We start from the raw sequence: 16,493 nt of genomic DNA, 5'->3' as shown, positions 1-16,493 counted from the left end.
TGCGGCAATGCTGGTGCAGCGCTGCTCTGGTTGCTGGCGGCGTGCACCATCAAAACCACATCGCCCTTGCGCGGTGCATGAAAAACTTGTTTCGGATCGGGAAGTATTCGATTCCGCATAGCCGCTCGTATCGGTACCTACGCGTGTCGATCCACTTTAAGTCCACTTCCGGATTCCACCCGCGCTTCGAACCGCCTGCGGCCTTACTTGTGAAAAATGGACGCGGATGGCGGAAAAGGTAAAGAACGCGTCTGAATTCATACATCGGCGCCGAATTCGAACGACAAGAATAGAGCCGTCGGCCAGAACCTTGCGCAACGGCGGCTAAGCCAGGCGGGGCGGGCCTTCTGCGTTACCGGCCAATTCTTTCCATTCGTCACGGACGCCTTATGTCGAACACGGAATCGTTCTTCTCGAAGACGCTCGCTCAGCGCGACGCCGCAGTGCGCGGCAGCGAATGCGCAGACGAAATCGAAACGCTCGCCATCGATCGTCTGAAGAATCCGAATTCGTGCTCGGCCAGCGCTTCCCGGTCGGCACGTACGCATAAAGCGCATCACGCGTAGCACCCAATCATTCACATCCCCACGCCCGTTTCGGAGTCGGCAATGAGCAACCTGCACGAAAACAGCATCATCATCGATGGTCTGAACATTTCGAAGTTCGACCGCTCGGTATTCGAGGACATGCGCAAAGGCGGGATTACCGCGGCGAACTGCACGGTGTCCGTGTGGGAGAGCTTCACGAAGACCGTCGATAACATCGCGCAGATGAAACAGCAGATTCGCGACAACAGCGAATTGCTCACGCTCGTGCGCACGACCGACGACATCCAGCGCGCGAAAAAGGAAAGCCGCACGGGTGTGATTCTCGGCTTCCAGAACGCGCACGCGTTCGAAGACAACATCGGCTATATCGAAGCCTTCGCCGATATGGGCGTGCGTGTGGTGCAGCTTTGCTACAACACGCAAAATCTCGTGGGCACCGGTTGTTATGAACGCGACGGCGGCCTGTCCGATTTCGGCCGCGAAGTGATCACGGAAATGAATCGTGTGGGGATCATGGTCGATCTTTCGCACGTGGGCGGCAATACGTCTTCGGAGGCGATCGCGTTTTCGAAGAAGCCCGTGTGCTATTCGCACTGCCTGCCTTCCGGCCTCAAGGAACATCCGCGCAACAAGAGCGACGCGCAGCTCAAGGAAATCGCCGACGCGGGCGGGTTCGTCGGCGTGACGATGTTCGCGCCGTTCCTCAAGCGCGGCATCGACGCGAGCGTCGAAGACTATATCGAAGCGATCGACTACGTGGTGAATCTGATCGGCGAGGATTCGGTCGGTATCGGAACCGACTTCACGCAAGGTTACAGCGTGGACTTCTTCGACTGGCTCACGCACGACAAGGGCCGTTATCGCCGCCTGACGAATTTCGGCAAGGTCGTGAATCCCGAAGGCATTCGCACGATCGGCGAATTTCCGAACCTCACGGCCGCGATGGAACGCGCGGGATGGAAAGAATCGCGCATCCGCAAAATCATGGGCGAAAACTGGGTGCGCGTATTCCGCGACGTCTGGGGCGCGTGATTTTGACGTGATGCATTTCACGTGATTCATCGCGCAAGAATCGATACCACTCAATATAAAAATCGCCATTCCGAAACCCGATGGGCGGATGCCGTTTGCAAACGGCATCCGCATCGCAGCAAACCTATAACACGCTTGATCTGGAGCCCCACGACATGCAACCGCAACTGCCGATCGACGTCGATGCGAATACTGGCGTCTGGACGACCGACGCCCTGCCGATGCTCTATGTGCCGCGTCACTTCTTCACCAACAATCACACTGCTGTCGAAGAGGCGTTGGGCCGCGAGACTTACGCGGAGATTCTTTACAAGGCCGGTTATAAATCCGCGTATCACTGGTGCGCGAAGGAAGCCGAGAAGCACGGCATGAGCGGCATGGCGGTATTCGAGCATTATCTGAAGCGCCTTTCTCAGCGCGGCTGGGGTCTCTTCACGATTGTCGAAGCCGATCCGGCGACGGCGCGCGCGCGTATCGAATTGCGTCATTCGTCGTTCGTGCTTGCGCAGCCGGGCAAGCACGGCAAGCTCTGCTACATGTTCGCCGGTTGGTTCGCGGGCGCGATGGACTGGGTGAACGACACAGCGGGCCAGGGCACGCATGCGCCGCGCGCGCAATCGAAAGAAGTGCAATGCGCGGCGGAAGGTCATGCGCATTGTGTTTTCGAAGTGTCGCCGATCGCGGCCTGACGCATTCCGCGCGACCGAATCATCCGCTGTATAAAAGTCCCTGCATTACGACATACACGACGAATTACGCGAATACCCGAGGCCGTCAGCGATGCGCTATCCACACTTGTTCAAACCCTTGACGCTCAATCAACTCACGCTGCGCAACCGCATCGTGAGTACCGCCCACGCCGAGGTGTATGCCGAGCCGGGCGGGCTGCCGGGCGACCGCTATATCCGCTATTACGAGGAGAAGGCCAAGGGCGGCGTCGGCCTCGCGGTGTGCGGCGGGTCGAGTCCGGTGTCGATCGACAGTCCGCAAGGCTGGTGGAAATCGGTGAATCTCTCGACCGACAAGATCGTCGATCCGCTCGCGCGTCTCGCGGAAGCCATGCATCGGCACGGCGCGAAGATCATGATTCAGGCCACGCATATGGGACGCCGTTCGGCATTTCATGGCGAGCATTGGCCACATCTGATGACGCCGTCGGGCGTGCGCGAGCCGGTGCATCGCGGCAATGCGAAGATCATCGAGGTGGAGGAAATCCGCCGCATTATCGGCGACTTCGCGGCGGCGGCGAAACGCGTGAAAGACGCGGGCATGGACGGCATTGAAATCTCCGCCGCGCATCAGCATTTGATCGACCAGTTCTGGAGTCCGCGCACCAACTTTCGCACCGACGAATGGGGCGGCTCGCTGAAGAACCGATTGCGTTTCGGCGTGGAAGTGCTCGAAGCGGTGCGTGAAGCGGTCGGCAAGGACTTTTGCGTCGGCCTGCGCATGTGCGGCGACGAATTCCACGAAGACGGCCTCGATCACGAGCAATTGAAAGAGATCGCGCAGGCGATGGCGGAAACCGGTTTGATCGATTACATCGGCGTGATCGGTTCGGGCGCGGATACGCACAATACGCTCGCCAATTGCATGCCGCCGATGGCGCTGCCGCCCGAGCCGTTCGTGCATCTCGCGGCGGGCATCAAGTCGGTGGTGAATCTGCCGGTCATGCACGCGCAGAGCATTCGCGATGCAGGGCAGGCCGAGCGCTTGCTCGCGAACGGCATGGTCGATCTCGTGGGCATGACGCGCGCGCAGATCGCCGACCCGCATATGGTGATCAAGATTCGCGATGGCCGCGAAGATGAAATCAAGCAGTGCGTGGGTGCGAATTATTGTATCGACCGCCAGTACAACGGCCTCGACGTGCTGTGTGTGCAGAACGCCGCGACGTCGCGCGAAGCAACCATGCCGCACGTGATCGAAAAATCGCGCGGACCGAAGCGCAAGGTGGTCGTGGTGGGCGCCGGTCCGGCGGGCCTCGAAGCGGCGCGCGTGGCGCGTCTGCGCGGTCACGACGTCGTGCTGTTCGAAAAGAGCGACGCTGTGGGCGGGCAGATTCTGCTCGCGGCCAAGGCGCCGCAGCGCGAGCAGATGGCGGGCATCGTGCGCTGGTTCGATATGGAAACGAAGCGCATCGGCGTCGATCGCCGTCTCGGTGTGGCCGCCGACGAGAAGACCATTCTCGCCGAGAAGCCCGACATCATCGTGCTCGCGACCGGCGGTTCGGCGTTCACGCAGCAGGTGCCCGCGTGGGGCGTGGAAGAGGGGCTTGCCGTGAGTTCGTGGGACATTCTCTCGGGCCGCGTGGAGCCGAAGCAGAATGTGCTGGTCTACGACGGCGTGAGCACGCATGCGGGCGCGGGCGTGGCCGATTTCATTTCGAGCCGCGGCTCGAAGGTGGAAATCGTGACGCCCGATGTGAAAGTGGCCGACGACGTGGGCGGCACGACGTTCCCGATTTTCTATCGGCGCCTCTACGCGCAGGGCGTGATTCATACGCCGAATTACTGGCTCGATCGCGTGTACGAGGAGGACGGCAAGAAGATCGCCGTGCTGCGCAATGAATATACGGAGGAGCAGGAGGAGCGTGCCGTCGATCAGGTCGTGATCGAAAACGGCAGCACGCCGAACGACGCGCTCTACTGGACGCTCAAGACGGAGTCGCTCAATCGCGGCCAGGTGGACGTGCACAAGCTGTTCGCCGCCGAGCCGCAGCCCTCGCTTGCCGAAGAACTGGGCAATGGCCGCTTTCTGCTGTTTCGCGTAGGCGACTGCATTTCGATGCACAACATCCACGGCGCGATTTACGACGCGCTGCGGCTCGCGAAGGACTTCTGATCCATGAATCCGACCTGGCTGATTACCGCGCTGCTGTGGCTGTCGATGGCGGGGCTGGCGTTCGCGGTCGCCAAGCGCGCCTCATACTGGCGGGTGGGACGCGCAGCGGCGTCTTCGTCCACTGGCATCGACAAGCTGTTCAGCATTCCGAAGCGATATTTTGTCGACTTGCATCACGTGGTTGCGCGCGATCCGTATATCGCCAAAACGCACGTCGCGACGGCGGGCGGCGCGATTGCGGCGCTTGCGCTCGTGTTCATCAACTATGGGCTGGCCATCTACTCGCCGTGGCTCGACAAGCTGATCTTTCTCGCGGCGTTGGCGATGCTGATCGGCGTGGTGTTCGTGTGGCGTCGCCGTCATGCGAAGCAGGTGCCCGCGCGGCTCTCGCGCGGTCCGTGGAATGCGCTGCCGTGGCTGCTCGGTTCGTTCGCGCTGGGCGTGGCGTTGTTCACACTGATCCCTGCCAGCGCGATGTCGGGCGGCTTCGCAGTGTTGTGCGCCGCGCTGATCGCCGTGGGTGCCTTCGCGATGACGTTCGGCGCGGCGAAAGGCGGCCCGATGAAGCACGCGGTGGCGGGCTTGCTGCACCTCGCGTTTCATCCGCGTCAGGAGCGCTTTGCCGCGACGCGTGAAAGCTGGACGGGCAATGGCACCGCCACGCCGCCCACCGCGCTGAAACTCGCCGATGTCGAGCAGCAGCAGGAATATGGCGTTGCGAAAGCGGTGGAGTTTCGCTGGAATCAATTGCTGAGTTTCGACGCCTGCGTGCAGTGCGGTAAATGCGAGGCCGCGTGTCCCGCGTTCGCAGCCGGTCAGCCGCTTAATCCGAAGAAGCTGATTCAGGATCTCGTGGTCGGCATGGCGGGCGGAACGGATGCCGCGTATGCGGGCAGCCCGACGCCTGGCATTCCTGTGGGACAACATCGTGGCACGCCGGAGGGGCCGATTGTTTCCGGCTTGATCGAGGCGCAGACGCTGTGGTCGTGCACCACGTGCCGCGCCTGCGTGCAGGAGTGCCCGATGCTGATCGAGCACGTCGATGCGATCGTCGATATGCGCCGCAATCAGACGCTCGTGCATGGCACGGTGCCAGGCAAAGGCCCGGAAGTGCTCGCGAATCTGCGCGAAACGGGGACGGCGGGCGGCTACGACAAGGCGGCGCGTTATGACTGGTCGGTGGATCTGAATGCACCGATTGCGCAGCCGGGCAAGCGTGTCGACGTGCTGCTCGTTGCGGGCGAAGGCGCGTTCGATATGCGTTATCAACGCACGCTGCGCGCGCTCGTCAAAGTGCTGAACAAGGCGGGTTTGAATTACGCCGTGCTCGGCGCGCAGGAAGCGGATACCGGCGACGTCGCGCGCCGTCTCGGTGACGAAGCCACGTTCCAGCACATGGCGCAGCAGATGATGCGCACGCTCGCGACGTTGAGTTTCGCGCGCATCGTCACTGCCGATCCGCATGTGATGCACAGCCTGCGCAATGAGTATCGCGCATTGGGCGCGCGCTACGAGGTGCTGCATCACACGACCTTGCTCGCGGAACTGGCGGCGAGCGGACGCATCGCGCCGAAGGCCGCCGAAGCGCTGCGCGACAAGCGCACCACCTATCACGATCCCTGCTACTTGGGCCGCTACAACGGCGAGATCGACGCGCCGCGCAAGCTGCTCAAGACCATCGGCATTCAGGTCGTGGAAATGGAGCGCAACGGCATGCGTGGACGGTGTTGCGGCGGTGGCGGCGGCGCGCCGCTGACCGATATTCCGGGCAAGCAGCGCATTCCCGATATCCGCATGGCCGACGCGCGCGCCGTGGGCGCGGAAGTGGTCGCCGTGGCGTGCCCGAACTGCACGGCGATGCTCGAAGGCGTCGTGGGGCCGCGCGCCGAAGTGCTCGACGTGGCCGAGCTTGTGGCTGCTTCGCTGGAGTGAATCGATGAATGCAATGACGAATGCAATCAAGCGGATCGATCCGCGCCGCCCTTTTATCGTGACGGCAGCGGGGCTGCGTCGGATCACGCTCGGCGAGACCGGCGGTGCGAATACCGATGATGTGCAATGGAGCGCGCATCGCGCTCACGGCAGCGCAACGAAACCGCGCAGGACGATCAGTGATCCGAAGCAAATGATGTTGGTCGTGGCGCATACGGAACGCGGCGCGCTCGACGATCACGCATGCCAGGCCATCGCCGCCGCAGCGCTGCTCGCAGACGGGCAGACCGAGGTCGCGTTGCTGGTGTTCGGTGAACTCAAGGACGACGCGGCCGCACTGGGCGTGGACAAGCTGATCGAATTGCCCGATTACGATCGCCGAACCTTTGCGCCGGAAAGCGAATTGCGCGCGTTGCAGGCGTGCGCGGCGGCGCTCGCGCCGCGCCACGTGCTGCTGCCCGACAACGCAAGCGGCGACGGCGATCTCGGCCGCCGTTATGCCGCCTCGACGGGCGCGAGCGTCGCCACGCACGTGGTGGAGATCGACGCAAAACAGGTTGGCGTCTACGAGCAGGCGAGGCGTGCATTTGCCACGCGCGCTTTGCCCGACGTGATCCTGCTCGCGCCGAACGCGGTGGAGGCCAAGCTGCCTTTCATCGGCGCGGGCGAGCGCCTGGCCGGTGATTTCATTCGCCCGGCGAGCGAACTCGCGCAACCGTATCGCGACCTCGGCATCGAGGAAATCGACGCGGCGCAGGTCGCGCTGGAGGAGGCCGACTTTATCGTCTCGGCGGGCAATGGCGTGAGCGACGTCGCGTCGTTCGAGCGGCTCGCGAGCGTGTTCGGCGCGGCGATCGGCGCGAGCCGCGTGGCCGTCGACAACGGCCATTTCACGCGCGACAAACAGGTGGGCGCGACCGGCAAGACCGTGGAAGCGAGCGTGTATATCGCGTTCGGTATTTCGGGCGCCGTGCAGCATTTGCAGGGCATCAAGGATTGCCGCCATGTGATCGCCGTGAATCTCGACGGCAGCGCGCCCATTGCCAAACGCGCGAATCTCACTGTGGTCGGCGACGCGCAAGCGACGATCGCCGCCCTGATCGAACAGGTGCAAACGGCGCGCGGCGCATCACGCGCGACGTCGAACGAAACACGCGCCGACGCGCGCGAACGTCTTCCCGCAGGAGTGGCCGCATGAACGCACAACGGCGAATCGAACGCATTGCGGTGCTCGTTTCCAAGGGACGCCATCCCGTGAGCGGCACGCCGCGCTACAGCCGCAACGATGCGCTCGCGCTGGAACTCGGCCGCAAGCTCGCGGAACAGCACCGCGCGAAGCTCGACGTGATCCATGCGGGCGATCCGCATGATCCCGCCTTGAACGACTATCTCGCGCTCGGTGCGCGCGAGGTGGAAGTGCTCGCGTGCGGCGAGCACGACGACGCGGCGCGCGCACTGGCCGAACGCGTGCGCGGCTACGACCTCGTGCTGACCGGCACGCGCGCGGAAGGCGCGCACGACTCCGGCATGTTGCCGTATGGCGTGGCAGCGGCGCTCGCGTTGCCGATTGTCGGCGGCGCGGTCGATATCGATATCGATATCGATGCCGCGAGCGGCAGCGCAATCGTGCGCCAGTTCTTGCCGAAGGGCCTGCGCCGCCGCGTGCAAACGACGCTGCCCGCAGTGATCGCCGTGCATCCGCTCGCCAACGCGCAGCCGCGCTATGCGTATGCACGTCTGCGCGCGGGCGCGATCCGGCCTGCGGTCTTCGGGCGCTTCAAGTCTGACGAATCCGGCGCGTGGCGCGTGGGACCGGTGGAGCGCAAACCGGTGAAATTCGCCGCCGCTGAAAAGCGCTCGGGACACGCGCGCATGCTCTCCGCCACCACGACCGAAAGCCGCGGCGGCAACGTCGTAATTGAAGGGAGTTCGGTCGAAAAAGCACAAGTGATACTCGCGTATTTGCGCGAGCATCAACTCATCGATTATTGAATTTGCCGGTCTGTCGGCAAGAACCCGGATGCAAAATACGGAGCACACGATGAACGTATCGGCAGACATTCGCGCACTGCTGGCGCGCCGCGAAGAAGGTTACAGCCTCGAAGCGCCGTTTTACCGTAACGAAGAAATTTTCGCCCTCGACATGGAGGCGATTTTCCGTCAACACTGGATTCAGGTGGCCGTGGAGCCGGAAGTGCCGGAGCCCGGCGACTATGTGACCGTGGAACTGGGCGGCGACTCGATCCTGATCGTGCGCGACGACGACATGCAGGTACGCGCGTTCCATAACGTCTGCCGCCATCGCGGCGCGCGCCTGTGCAACGAGCAGAAGGGCACGGTGGGCAATATCGTCTGCCCGTATCACAGCTGGACCTATAACCTCACGGGCGAGCTGATGTTCGCCGAGCACATGGGCGAGCAGTTCGACCGCTGCAAGCACAGCCTGAAGCCGGTCCACGTGCAAAACCTGGCAGGCCTGATCTTCGTGTGTCTCGCCGACGAACCGCCGGCCGATTTCGCCATGATGCGCGCGGCGATGGAGCCGTATCTGCTGCCGCACGATCTGCCGTCGTGCAAGGTGGCCGCGCAGATCGACATCATCGAAAAAGGCAATTGGAAGCTCGTGATGGAAAACAATCGCGAGTGCTATCACTGCGTCGCGAACCATCCCGAACTCACCATTTCGCTTTACGAATATGGTTTCGGCTATCAGCGCACGGAGGCGAATGCCGACGGCATGGATGCGTTCGAACGCACCTGCACCGAACGCGCGCAGCAGTGGGAAAAGATGAATCTGCCTTCGGTGGAAATCGAAAAACTGCTCGACGTCACGGGCTTTCGCACGCAGCGTCTGCCGCTCGACCGCAGTGGCGAATCGCAGACGCTCGACGCAAAAGTGGCGTCGAAAAAACTGCTCGGCGAATTCCGCAATGCCGATCTGGGCGGCCTGTCGTTCTGGACGCAGCCGAATTCCTGGCATCACTTCATGAGCGATCACATCGTGTCGTTCTCGGTGATTCCGTTGTCGGCCGGCGAGACGCTCGTGCGCACGCGCTGGCTCGTGCATCAGGATGCGCGCGAAGGCGTCGACTACGACGTGGCGAATCTCACGGCGGTCTGGAACGCGACCAACGACCAGGACCGCACGCTCGTCGAGTATTCGCAGCGCGGCGTGGCGAGCAGCGCGTATGAACCGGGTCCGTATTCGCCGTACACCGAAGGTCTGGTGGAGAAGTTCACGGCCTGGTATCTGAGCCGTCTTGCCGAGAATATCGGCGCATAACGTAGAACGCGTGTGACGCGGAGAGTCTGACATGATGCGAGATGCGGCCCAATTCGATCCCACCGACAGCCGGGTGACGCGCCCGGCGTTCTGGGGCGCGCTGCCCGAACGCTGGACGAGCGACGTCGAGGAAACCCTCGTGTGCTGCCATGTGCGTCAGGAAACGCACGACGTGAAGAGTTTTTTTCTGCGCTCGCCGCAAGGGCGCACGTTCTCGTTCGAGCCTGGCCAGTTCGTGACGCTCGAACTCGAGATCGACGGCGAGGCCGTGAATCGCTGCTATACGATTTCGTCGTCGCCCGCGCGGCCGCATACGATTTCCATTACCGTGAAGCGCGTGCCGGGCGGCAAGGTGTCGAACTGGCTGCACGACAATCTGCAACCCGGCGCCACGCTGCGCGTGCTCGGGCCCGCAGGCGAATTCACGTGCGCGCGGCATCCCGCGAATAAGTTTCTGTTTCTCTCGGCCGGCTCGGGCGTAACGCCGCTGATGTCGATGAGCCGCGCGCATCACGATCTCGCCGAGGATCGCGATATCGTCTTCGCCCATAGCGCCCGCACGCCCGACGATATTATCTTCGCGCGCGAACTCGAATTGATTGCATCGAGTCACGCGCATTTCCGCACGGCATTTATTTGCGAACGCGTGGGCGCGCGCACCGATTGGCATGGCGTGACGGGTTTTCTCTCGCTGCCGCTGCTTAAATTGATTGCGCCTGATTTCATGGAGCGCGAGATATTCTGTTGCGGACCGGCGCCGTATATGCAGGCCGTTCGCAATCTGCTGGATGAAGCGGGCTTCTCGCGCGAGCGCTATCACGAAGAGAGTTTCTCGTTCGAGACGCTCACGGCGAGCGAGCCGGAAACCGGCACGCACGAACTCGCGCAAGCGGCCACGCAAACCTTTGCCGACGCCACCACGTACACGATCACCTTCGCCAAAAGCCGGCGCGAGATTGCCTGCAACTCGCAGCAAACCGTGCTCGAAGCGGCGCGCCAGGCCGGCGTGCGGCTCGCGTCGTCGTGCGCGCAAGGCATGTGCGGAACCTGCAAGGTCAAGCTCGTTTCCGGGCAGGTGGAAATGAAACATAGCGGCGGGATTCGTCAGCGTGAAATCGATCAGGGCATGGCGCTGCTGTGCTGTTCGAAGCCGCTTTCGGATCTCGTCGTCGATAAGTAAAAGCAGGGGGAAAAGCGCACGTCGCTGCACGACAAGATCGCGTCGGAAATCGACGATATCGGCAAATTGTGGCGGGGGAATCTGGAGGTGCACGGGGCGCGTTGCCCGGTTACAGGAGATCGACCTTGAAGCTGCCAGGAAAATATGTGTGGGCCGGCGTGCTGTCGGCGATGGTGGGCCTTAGCGCCCCTGCGTGGGCCGACGGCAAGCCGACGCTGAAAATCGGCTACGTCGAAGGCTGGGACGATAGCGTGGCGACATCGAACGTCGCGGCGCGCATTATCGAAAAGCGCTTCGGTTATCAGGTGCAACTCGTGCCCGTCGCGGCCGGCATCATGTGGCAAGGCGTGGCGCGCGGCGACCTCGACGCGACGCTTTCCGCGTGGCTGCCGGTCACGCAGGGCGCGTATTGGGCGCAGTTCAAGGACAAGGTCGTGGATCTCGGCACGAACTTTCCCGGCGCGAAAATCGGTCTCGTCGTGCCCGATTATGTCGGCGCAAAGAGTATCGACGATCTCAATGCGCAAAAGAGCGCGTTCGGCGGCCGCATCGTGGGTATCGATGCGGGCGCTGGCGTGATGACCAAGACCGATCAGGCGGTCAAGCAATACGATCTGAGCTATACGGTCATGCCGAGTTCGGGCAGCGGGATGACCGCGGAACTCGCGCGTTCGGTGAATGCGAAAAAGCCGGTGATCGTCACGGGCTGGACGCCGCACTGGATGTTTGCGAAATACAAGCTGCGTTTCCTCGACGATCCGAAGAATGTGTACGGCGCGGCGGAGCATGTCGATAACGTCGCGAATCCCGAACTGGAAACCAAGGCGCCGCAAGTCGTATCGTTCCTGAAGAAGTTTCAGTGGAAGCCGGGCGAAATCGACAGCGTGATGCTCGCAATTCAAGGCGGCGAGAAACCCGACGCCGCCGCCGATACGTGGATCGCCGCGCACGGCGACCGTGTGAATACCTGGGTGGCGGCGCAGTAATGGCCGGCGCGCCGGGCGTCGCACACTACGTGCGCCCGGCGCTACACATTCCATCGTTCGTCTTTCGATTAGCTCAGTTTTTCCGGCGGGTTTTCGCCCACACAGCGCCCCTTTCCGGTGCGCGCGCGGTGCCGATTGCAGCGTGCGTTGAATGGCCGTGTCGCTTTTGAATAAGCGTCTGTCGCAAATCGCCATCCCGGCAGGGTTTTTTCTGGCAACCATGTAGATACCGTGTGCGGCGCGTGCGGCACGAGGAGACGGAATCGATGAAATCCCCCAAGATCGTAGTCGAAGGACTCAGTAAGGTCTTCGGACCCAATCCGAAGGTCGCGCGCGATTTGCTCATGAGCGGCGCGACCAAGGACGACATGTTCGCCAAAACCGGTTATGTGCTCGGCGTGAACAAGGCGTCGTTCTCGGTGCAGGAAGGCGAGATCTTCGTGCTGATGGGCCTGTCCGGTTCCGGCAAGTCGACGCTGATTCGCCTGATCAACCGCCTGGTGGAACCGACGGCGGGCAAGGTCGTGATCGACGGCCGCGATATTGCCGCGGTGAAGCGCGGCGAGCTGGTTTCGCTGCGCCGCACCGACATGAGCATGGTGTTCCAGTCGTTCGCGCTGATGCCGCAACGCACGGTGCTGTCGAATGCCGCGTTCGGTCTCGAAGTGGCCGGCGTGGGACGCAAGGAGCGCGAGCAACGCGCGCTCGCGGTGCTGGAGCAGGTGGGGCTGGCCGCCTTCGCGCAGAAGCTGCCCGCCGAACTGTCGGGCGGCATGCAGCAGCGCGTGGGCCTCGCGCGCGCGCTGGCCGTGAACCCCTCGCTGATGATCATGGACGAGGCGTTCTCCGCGCTCGATCCGCTCAAACGCAAGGAAATGCAGAACGTGCTGCTGCAATTGCAGAAGGAGCAGCAGCGCACCATCATGTTCGTCTCGCACGATCTGGAGGAGGCGCTGCGCATCGGCACCCGCATCGCGATCATGGAAGGCGGACGCATCGTGCAGATCGGCACGCCTCAGGAAATCATCAGTAATCCTGCCGATGAATATGTGCGCGCATTTTTCGACGGCGTGGATACGAGCCGCTATCTGACTGCTGGCGATCTCATGCAGCGCGAAGCCGTCCCGCTCATCCGCACGCTCGATCAGCAGAGTGTGGCGGCCTCGTTGAACGGCAGCGCCGACTATGCGTTCGTGCTCGACGCGCAGCGCCGTATCAGCGGCTTCGTCACGCGCGACGCCATCGGCGTGGCCCAGCCGTCGCTGCGCAAGGTCGAATGTATTTCGCGCGCGGCGCCGCTCGAACAGGTCGTCTCGCGCGTGTGCGCGAACACCACCGCGCTGCCCGTGGTCGACGACGACGGCCGCTACTGCGGCTCCATCGATCAGGCCGCCGTCCTGAAGGTCATCACGCGTAACAGGAGTGCTCATGTCTGAGATGATTCCCCTTGGCCGCTGGGTCGATCAGTCGGTTCACTATCTGCTCGATCACGACGCGAACAGTTTCGATGCTGTAGGCAAGGCGATCGAGAGCTTCGCCGCGTTCATCGAGCACGGCTTGCAGGCCATTCCGATGTGGGCGCTGATGGCGTTTTTCATCGCTGTCGGGTTGTGGCGCGTGGGCTGGCGTTTCGCGATCTTCGCCACGGCTTCGCTATTGCTGATCTACGCGACCGGCTTCTGGGATCAGACCGTCGTCACGCTCGGGCTGACCTTGTCGTCCACGCTGATCAGTCTCGTGGTTGGGATTCCGCTCGGTATCTGGACCGCGAAGAACAAGCTCGTGCAAACCATCGTGCGGCCGATTCTCGACCTCATGCAGACGATGCCCGCTTTCGTTTATCTGATTCCCGCCGCGATGCTGTTCGGTCTGGGCCGCGTGCCGGGCATTCTTTCCACGGTGATTTTCGCCATGCCGCCCGCCGTGCGGCTCACGAGTCTCGGCATCAAGCACGTGAATCGCGAGATCGTGGAGGCGGGACAGGCGTTCGGCTGCACGCCGTGGCAATTGCTTTATAAGGTGCAGTTTCCGAATGCGCTGCCGTCGATCATGCAGGGCGTGAACCAGACCATCATGATGGCGCTGTCGATGGTGATCATCGCCTCGATGGTGGGCGCGGGCGGGCTGGGCAATGACGTGCTCGCGAGCATTCAGCGCCTCGATATCGGCCTCGGTTTCGAAAGCGGATTGTCGGTCGTGCTGCTCGCGATCATTCTCGACCGCATTACCGAAAGCTTTGGCCGCGCGCCCGGCGCCGCAAAAGCCCCGCTGTTTTCCGGCATCAAGCAACTGTTTCGGCCTCGGCCGATGATCGTCGAGGCTTGAACGGCGGCCCGCGCCCGGCATGTGCCGCGCGCGGGCCGCTTGCCCGGCTCGCCGGAATGCCGCGCGAAGCCGGCTTTTCCTTTCCCGTCGCGGGCGCGGAGTACCGACGCAAGCGCGCCCTGCAGGAGCGCAATGTCATGTCCGGCCTCGCCGCGACCGCCATGCCCACCGTGTCACTGGCGGCTGAATCGACGCTTGAGCATTTCGGTTTCCTGACCTTATCGAACTTTTCGATGATCGCGTTTTCGAGCGCGGTCGAAGTCTTGCGCATGGCCAATTACGTTGGCGGCGGCGATTACTATCGATGGTCCGTCTATACGCTTGACGGCGAGCCCGCGCGGGCGAGCAACGGCATCGCGGTGCGGCCCGCGCAGCGTCTCGATCTGGATAATCTGCCCGACGTTCTGATCGTCTGCGGCGGCGTTCGCATTCAGGAAGCCGTGGACGAGCGCGTGCGCGCCGTGCTTGCCGCTGTCGCTGCGCGTGGTATTCCGCTCGGCGGCATCTGCACGGGCGCGTATGCGCTGATCACGAGCGGCTTGCTCGACGGTTATCGCTGCGCCGTGCATTGGGAAAATCTCTCGACGTTTTACGAGTCGTTTCCCGATGTCCAATTCGCCGACGAACTCTTCGTGGTCGATCGCGACCGGCTGACGTGCACCGGCGGCACCGCGCCGCTCGATCTCATGCTCGACCTGGTGGGCGCGCGTCTCGGGCGTCAAACGGCGGCCAAGGTATCCGAGCAATTCATCCTCGAACGCATTCGCGGCTCGACCGACCTGCAGCCGATTCCTGTCGATGCGCGCGTGGGATTTTCGCGCGCGGAACTCGTGGAAGTGGTGCGGCTCATGGAAGCGAATATCAAGGAGCCGCTATCGCTCGAAGAACTCGCGCGACTCGTGCGGCTATCGCAGCGGCATTTGCAACGCATGTTCAAGGCCTATTTGAACGTGTCGCCGACGCACTATTATTTGAATCTGCGATTGAAGCGCGCGAGAGAATTACTGCGCACGACCGACACGTCGATTGCGCGCGTGACGGCGATTTGCGGTTTCAATTCGCCGTGCCATTTCAGCAAGGCGTATCGCGTGCAATTCGGTCACGCGCCGAGCCACGAACGGCGTGCAGTGGAATGACGATAGGGCCTTCCTGGTAGGGGCCTTGCTAGCGGGCGTTAGTGCAGCGAGGCGCCCGGTTGCGCCTCGTTTGTCAGCGGGGATTCGGTGCGAAAGAACGCATCGAGATCGGGGAATTGCGTCGGTTCCTGACCGCTGCGCTGCTCGCGGAACATATTTGGCGGCACGCCGAATTGCTTGCGGAATTCGCGCCCGAGATGCGAGGCGTCCGAGAAGCCGCAACTCGAAGCAATATCGGCCACGGTGCGGTCCGAACTCGTGAGCAGCCACGCAGCGGTGCGCAGACGCAGTGCATTCGCGAACGTGCGCGGGCTCTTGCCCGTTTCCGATTTGAAAAGGCGTTCGAGTTGCCGCGCGGAGAGATTGAGCTTGCAGGCCAGTTCTTCGAGCGGCACGTTGCGTCCCACCTGTTGTTCCATCAGCAGGATCGCGCGCTTGACCTTCGGATGCGTGGCGGGTTCGAGCCCAGGCGGATGCGGTTGCGGCGCGTTACCCTTTTGCATTTCGCCGACCAGCAGAATGCGCAAGGCTTTTTGCACGGTGGCGTGATCGAAATGGCGCAACAAAATCGCAGCGGCTACGTCGATTGACGCACGGCCGCCCGAGCAGGTAATGCGCCGACGGTCGATCACGAAAAGCCGGTCGGCAACAATCGCGTCCGCATTGACCGAAGGAAAGCGCTCAATAAAGTCCCAGTAGTGAAACCAGCTCACGCAAATGCGATGCGCGTCGAGCACGCCCGCGCGCATCAGCGTGAATACGCCTGTGCAGATACCCACGACCGTGGTGGTGCCCGACGCCGCGCGGCGAATATATTGCAGCGTGGCTTCGCTTGCCTGCGGACCCGAATGCAGCAGGCCGCCGACGATCACGAGGTAATCGACGGGCTCCGCATTATCGAAGGTTTCCCAGGGTGTAATTTGAATGCCGCAACTCGCGCGCACGGGCGCGAGCGTTTCGCCGAGCACGCGCCACGAGCAGCGCACGGGTTTGCTGAAATCGCCGTCGTCGGCGGAGAGGCGCAGCATATCCACGAAACCGGAAAACGCGGTCAGCGTGAAATTGGGCAGCAGCACGATGCCGAAACGGATGCGCGCCTTGCCGGCGGCATCGGACGAGGGAACGATCGGTAGCGTGTCGGACATGGCGGCGCGTGAAAGTGAGGAGGCGCGAAGCGGCTTTCGCAAGCGTCGCCGATCGAAAGCGCGCGCGCTTGTGTTTTTCCGC

General features: G+C 62.6%; 13 protein-coding genes and 1 pseudogene. 13 read left to right on the top strand and 1 reads right to left on the bottom strand.

Going from position 1 to position 16,493, the window contains the following annotated elements:
- Positions 1 to 389: 389 nt before the first annotated feature.
- The 13 genes and pseudogenes from LDO54_RS15930 (at position 390) to LDO54_RS15870 (ending at position 15,266) form a co-directional block, all read left to right on the top strand.
- Positions 390 to 566 carry a hypothetical protein gene (locus LDO54_RS15930; RefSeq protein ID WP_224011653.1) on the top strand — a complete coding sequence of 59 codons (177 nt, stop codon included), beginning with the start codon at positions 390 to 392 and terminating at the stop codon, positions 564 to 566.
- 42 nt (positions 567 to 608) lie between these two features.
- Positions 609 to 1,580: a dipeptidase gene (locus LDO54_RS15925; RefSeq protein ID WP_224011652.1), complete on the top strand. Its 972-nt coding sequence runs from the start codon at positions 609 to 611 to the stop codon at positions 1,578 to 1,580.
- A gap of 155 nt (positions 1,581 to 1,735) precedes the next feature.
- On the top strand, positions 1,736 to 2,269 hold the full coding sequence (locus LDO54_RS15920; RefSeq protein WP_224011651.1) for a DUF5943 domain-containing protein: 534 nt from the start codon (positions 1,736 to 1,738) through the stop codon (positions 2,267 to 2,269).
- Between the two features lie 91 nt (positions 2,270 to 2,360).
- On the top strand, positions 2,361 to 4,424 hold the full coding sequence (locus LDO54_RS15915) for an NADH:flavin oxidoreductase (protein WP_224011650.1): 2,064 nt from the start codon (positions 2,361 to 2,363) through the stop codon (positions 4,422 to 4,424).
- 3 nt (positions 4,425 to 4,427) lie between these two features.
- A complete protein-coding gene (locus LDO54_RS15910) occupies positions 4,428 to 6,356 on the top strand; it encodes a (Fe-S)-binding protein (protein ID WP_224011649.1) in 1,929 nt (642 codons plus the stop codon).
- Positions 6,357 to 6,369: 13 nt separating this feature from the next.
- Entirely contained in the window at positions 6,370 to 7,554 is a 1,185-nt protein-coding gene (locus LDO54_RS15905) for an electron transfer flavoprotein subunit alpha/FixB family protein (RefSeq protein WP_224011699.1), read from the top strand.
- Entirely contained in the window at positions 7,551 to 8,348 is a 798-nt protein-coding gene (locus LDO54_RS15900) for an electron transfer flavoprotein subunit beta/FixA family protein (RefSeq protein WP_224011648.1), read from the top strand. Before LDO54_RS15905 ends, LDO54_RS15900 begins: the two co-directional genes overlap by 4 nt.
- Before the next feature lie 49 nt (positions 8,349 to 8,397).
- Positions 8,398 to 9,639 carry an aromatic ring-hydroxylating oxygenase subunit alpha gene (locus LDO54_RS15895; RefSeq protein ID WP_224011647.1) on the top strand — a complete coding sequence of 414 codons (1,242 nt, stop codon included), beginning with the start codon at positions 8,398 to 8,400 and terminating at the stop codon, positions 9,637 to 9,639.
- A 31-nt stretch (positions 9,640 to 9,670) separates the two neighbouring features.
- Positions 9,671 to 10,819: a hybrid-cluster NAD(P)-dependent oxidoreductase gene (locus LDO54_RS15890; protein ID WP_224011646.1), complete on the top strand. Its 1,149-nt coding sequence runs from the start codon at positions 9,671 to 9,673 to the stop codon at positions 10,817 to 10,819.
- 125 nt (positions 10,820 to 10,944) lie between these two features.
- Positions 10,945 to 11,805 carry a glycine betaine ABC transporter substrate-binding protein gene (locus tag LDO54_RS15885; protein ID WP_224011645.1) on the top strand — a complete coding sequence of 287 codons (861 nt, stop codon included), beginning with the start codon at positions 10,945 to 10,947 and terminating at the stop codon, positions 11,803 to 11,805.
- A 173-nt stretch (positions 11,806 to 11,978) separates the two neighbouring features.
- Positions 11,979 to 13,241 (top strand): annotated as a pseudogene (locus LDO54_RS15880) (quaternary amine ABC transporter ATP-binding protein); the annotation flags it as partial.
- Complete coding sequence (gene choW, locus LDO54_RS15875) at positions 13,234 to 14,130, top strand: choline ABC transporter permease subunit (RefSeq protein ID WP_224011644.1); 897 nt, start codon at positions 13,234 to 13,236, stop codon at positions 14,128 to 14,130. The pseudogene LDO54_RS15880 and the gene choW, both read left to right, overlap by 8 nt.
- 137 nt (positions 14,131 to 14,267) lie before the next feature.
- Positions 14,268 to 15,266 (top strand): GlxA family transcriptional regulator, encoded by a 999-nt coding sequence (locus LDO54_RS15870; RefSeq protein ID WP_224011643.1) that lies wholly within the window; start codon positions 14,268 to 14,270, stop codon positions 15,264 to 15,266.
- A gap of 38 nt (positions 15,267 to 15,304) precedes the next feature.
- Here the strand turns inward: LDO54_RS15870 and LDO54_RS15865 are convergent, their stop codons facing one another.
- Entirely contained in the window at positions 15,305 to 16,411 is a 1,107-nt protein-coding gene (locus LDO54_RS15865; RefSeq protein WP_224011642.1) for a GlxA family transcriptional regulator, read from the bottom strand.
- Positions 16,412 to 16,493: the final 82 nt, after the last annotated feature.

The organism is Paraburkholderia tropica (assembly GCF_914484835.1).
GTDB lineage: Bacteria > Pseudomonadota > Gammaproteobacteria > Burkholderiales > Burkholderiaceae > Paraburkholderia > Paraburkholderia tropica_A.
The sequence above is the reverse complement of the archived record's forward strand: the minus strand, read 5'-3'. Positions and strand labels throughout refer to the sequence as shown.

What these genes read in the sequence shown, in the direction of transcription:
- LDO54_RS15930 (WP_224011653.1), top strand. Translation starts at nt 390, where the DNA reads ATGTCGAACACGGAATCGTTCTTCTCGAAGACGCTCGCTCAGCGCGAC.
- LDO54_RS15925 (WP_224011652.1), top strand. Translation starts at nt 609, where the DNA reads ATGAGCAACCTGCACGAAAACAGCATCATCATCGATGGTCTGAACATT.
- LDO54_RS15890 (WP_224011646.1), top strand. Translation starts at nt 9,671, where the DNA reads ATGATGCGAGATGCGGCCCAATTCGATCCCACCGACAGCCGGGTGACG.
- LDO54_RS15905 (WP_224011699.1), top strand. Translation starts at nt 6,370, where the DNA reads ATGACGAATGCAATCAAGCGGATCGATCCGCGCCGCCCTTTTATCGTG.
- LDO54_RS15865 (WP_224011642.1), bottom strand. Translation starts at nt 16,411, where the DNA reads ATGTCCGACACGCTACCGATCGTTCCCTCGTCCGATGCCGCCGGCAAG.
- choW (WP_224011644.1), top strand. Translation starts at nt 13,234, where the DNA reads ATGTCTGAGATGATTCCCCTTGGCCGCTGGGTCGATCAGTCGGTTCAC.
- LDO54_RS15900 (WP_224011648.1), top strand. Translation starts at nt 7,551, where the DNA reads ATGAACGCACAACGGCGAATCGAACGCATTGCGGTGCTCGTTTCCAAG.
- LDO54_RS15895 (WP_224011647.1), top strand. Translation starts at nt 8,398, where the DNA reads ATGAACGTATCGGCAGACATTCGCGCACTGCTGGCGCGCCGCGAAGAA.
- LDO54_RS15920 (WP_224011651.1), top strand. Translation starts at nt 1,736, where the DNA reads ATGCAACCGCAACTGCCGATCGACGTCGATGCGAATACTGGCGTCTGG.
- LDO54_RS15910 (WP_224011649.1), top strand. Translation starts at nt 4,428, where the DNA reads ATGAATCCGACCTGGCTGATTACCGCGCTGCTGTGGCTGTCGATGGCG.
- LDO54_RS15870 (WP_224011643.1), top strand. Translation starts at nt 14,268, where the DNA reads ATGTCCGGCCTCGCCGCGACCGCCATGCCCACCGTGTCACTGGCGGCT.
- LDO54_RS15915 (WP_224011650.1), top strand. Translation starts at nt 2,361, where the DNA reads ATGCGCTATCCACACTTGTTCAAACCCTTGACGCTCAATCAACTCACG.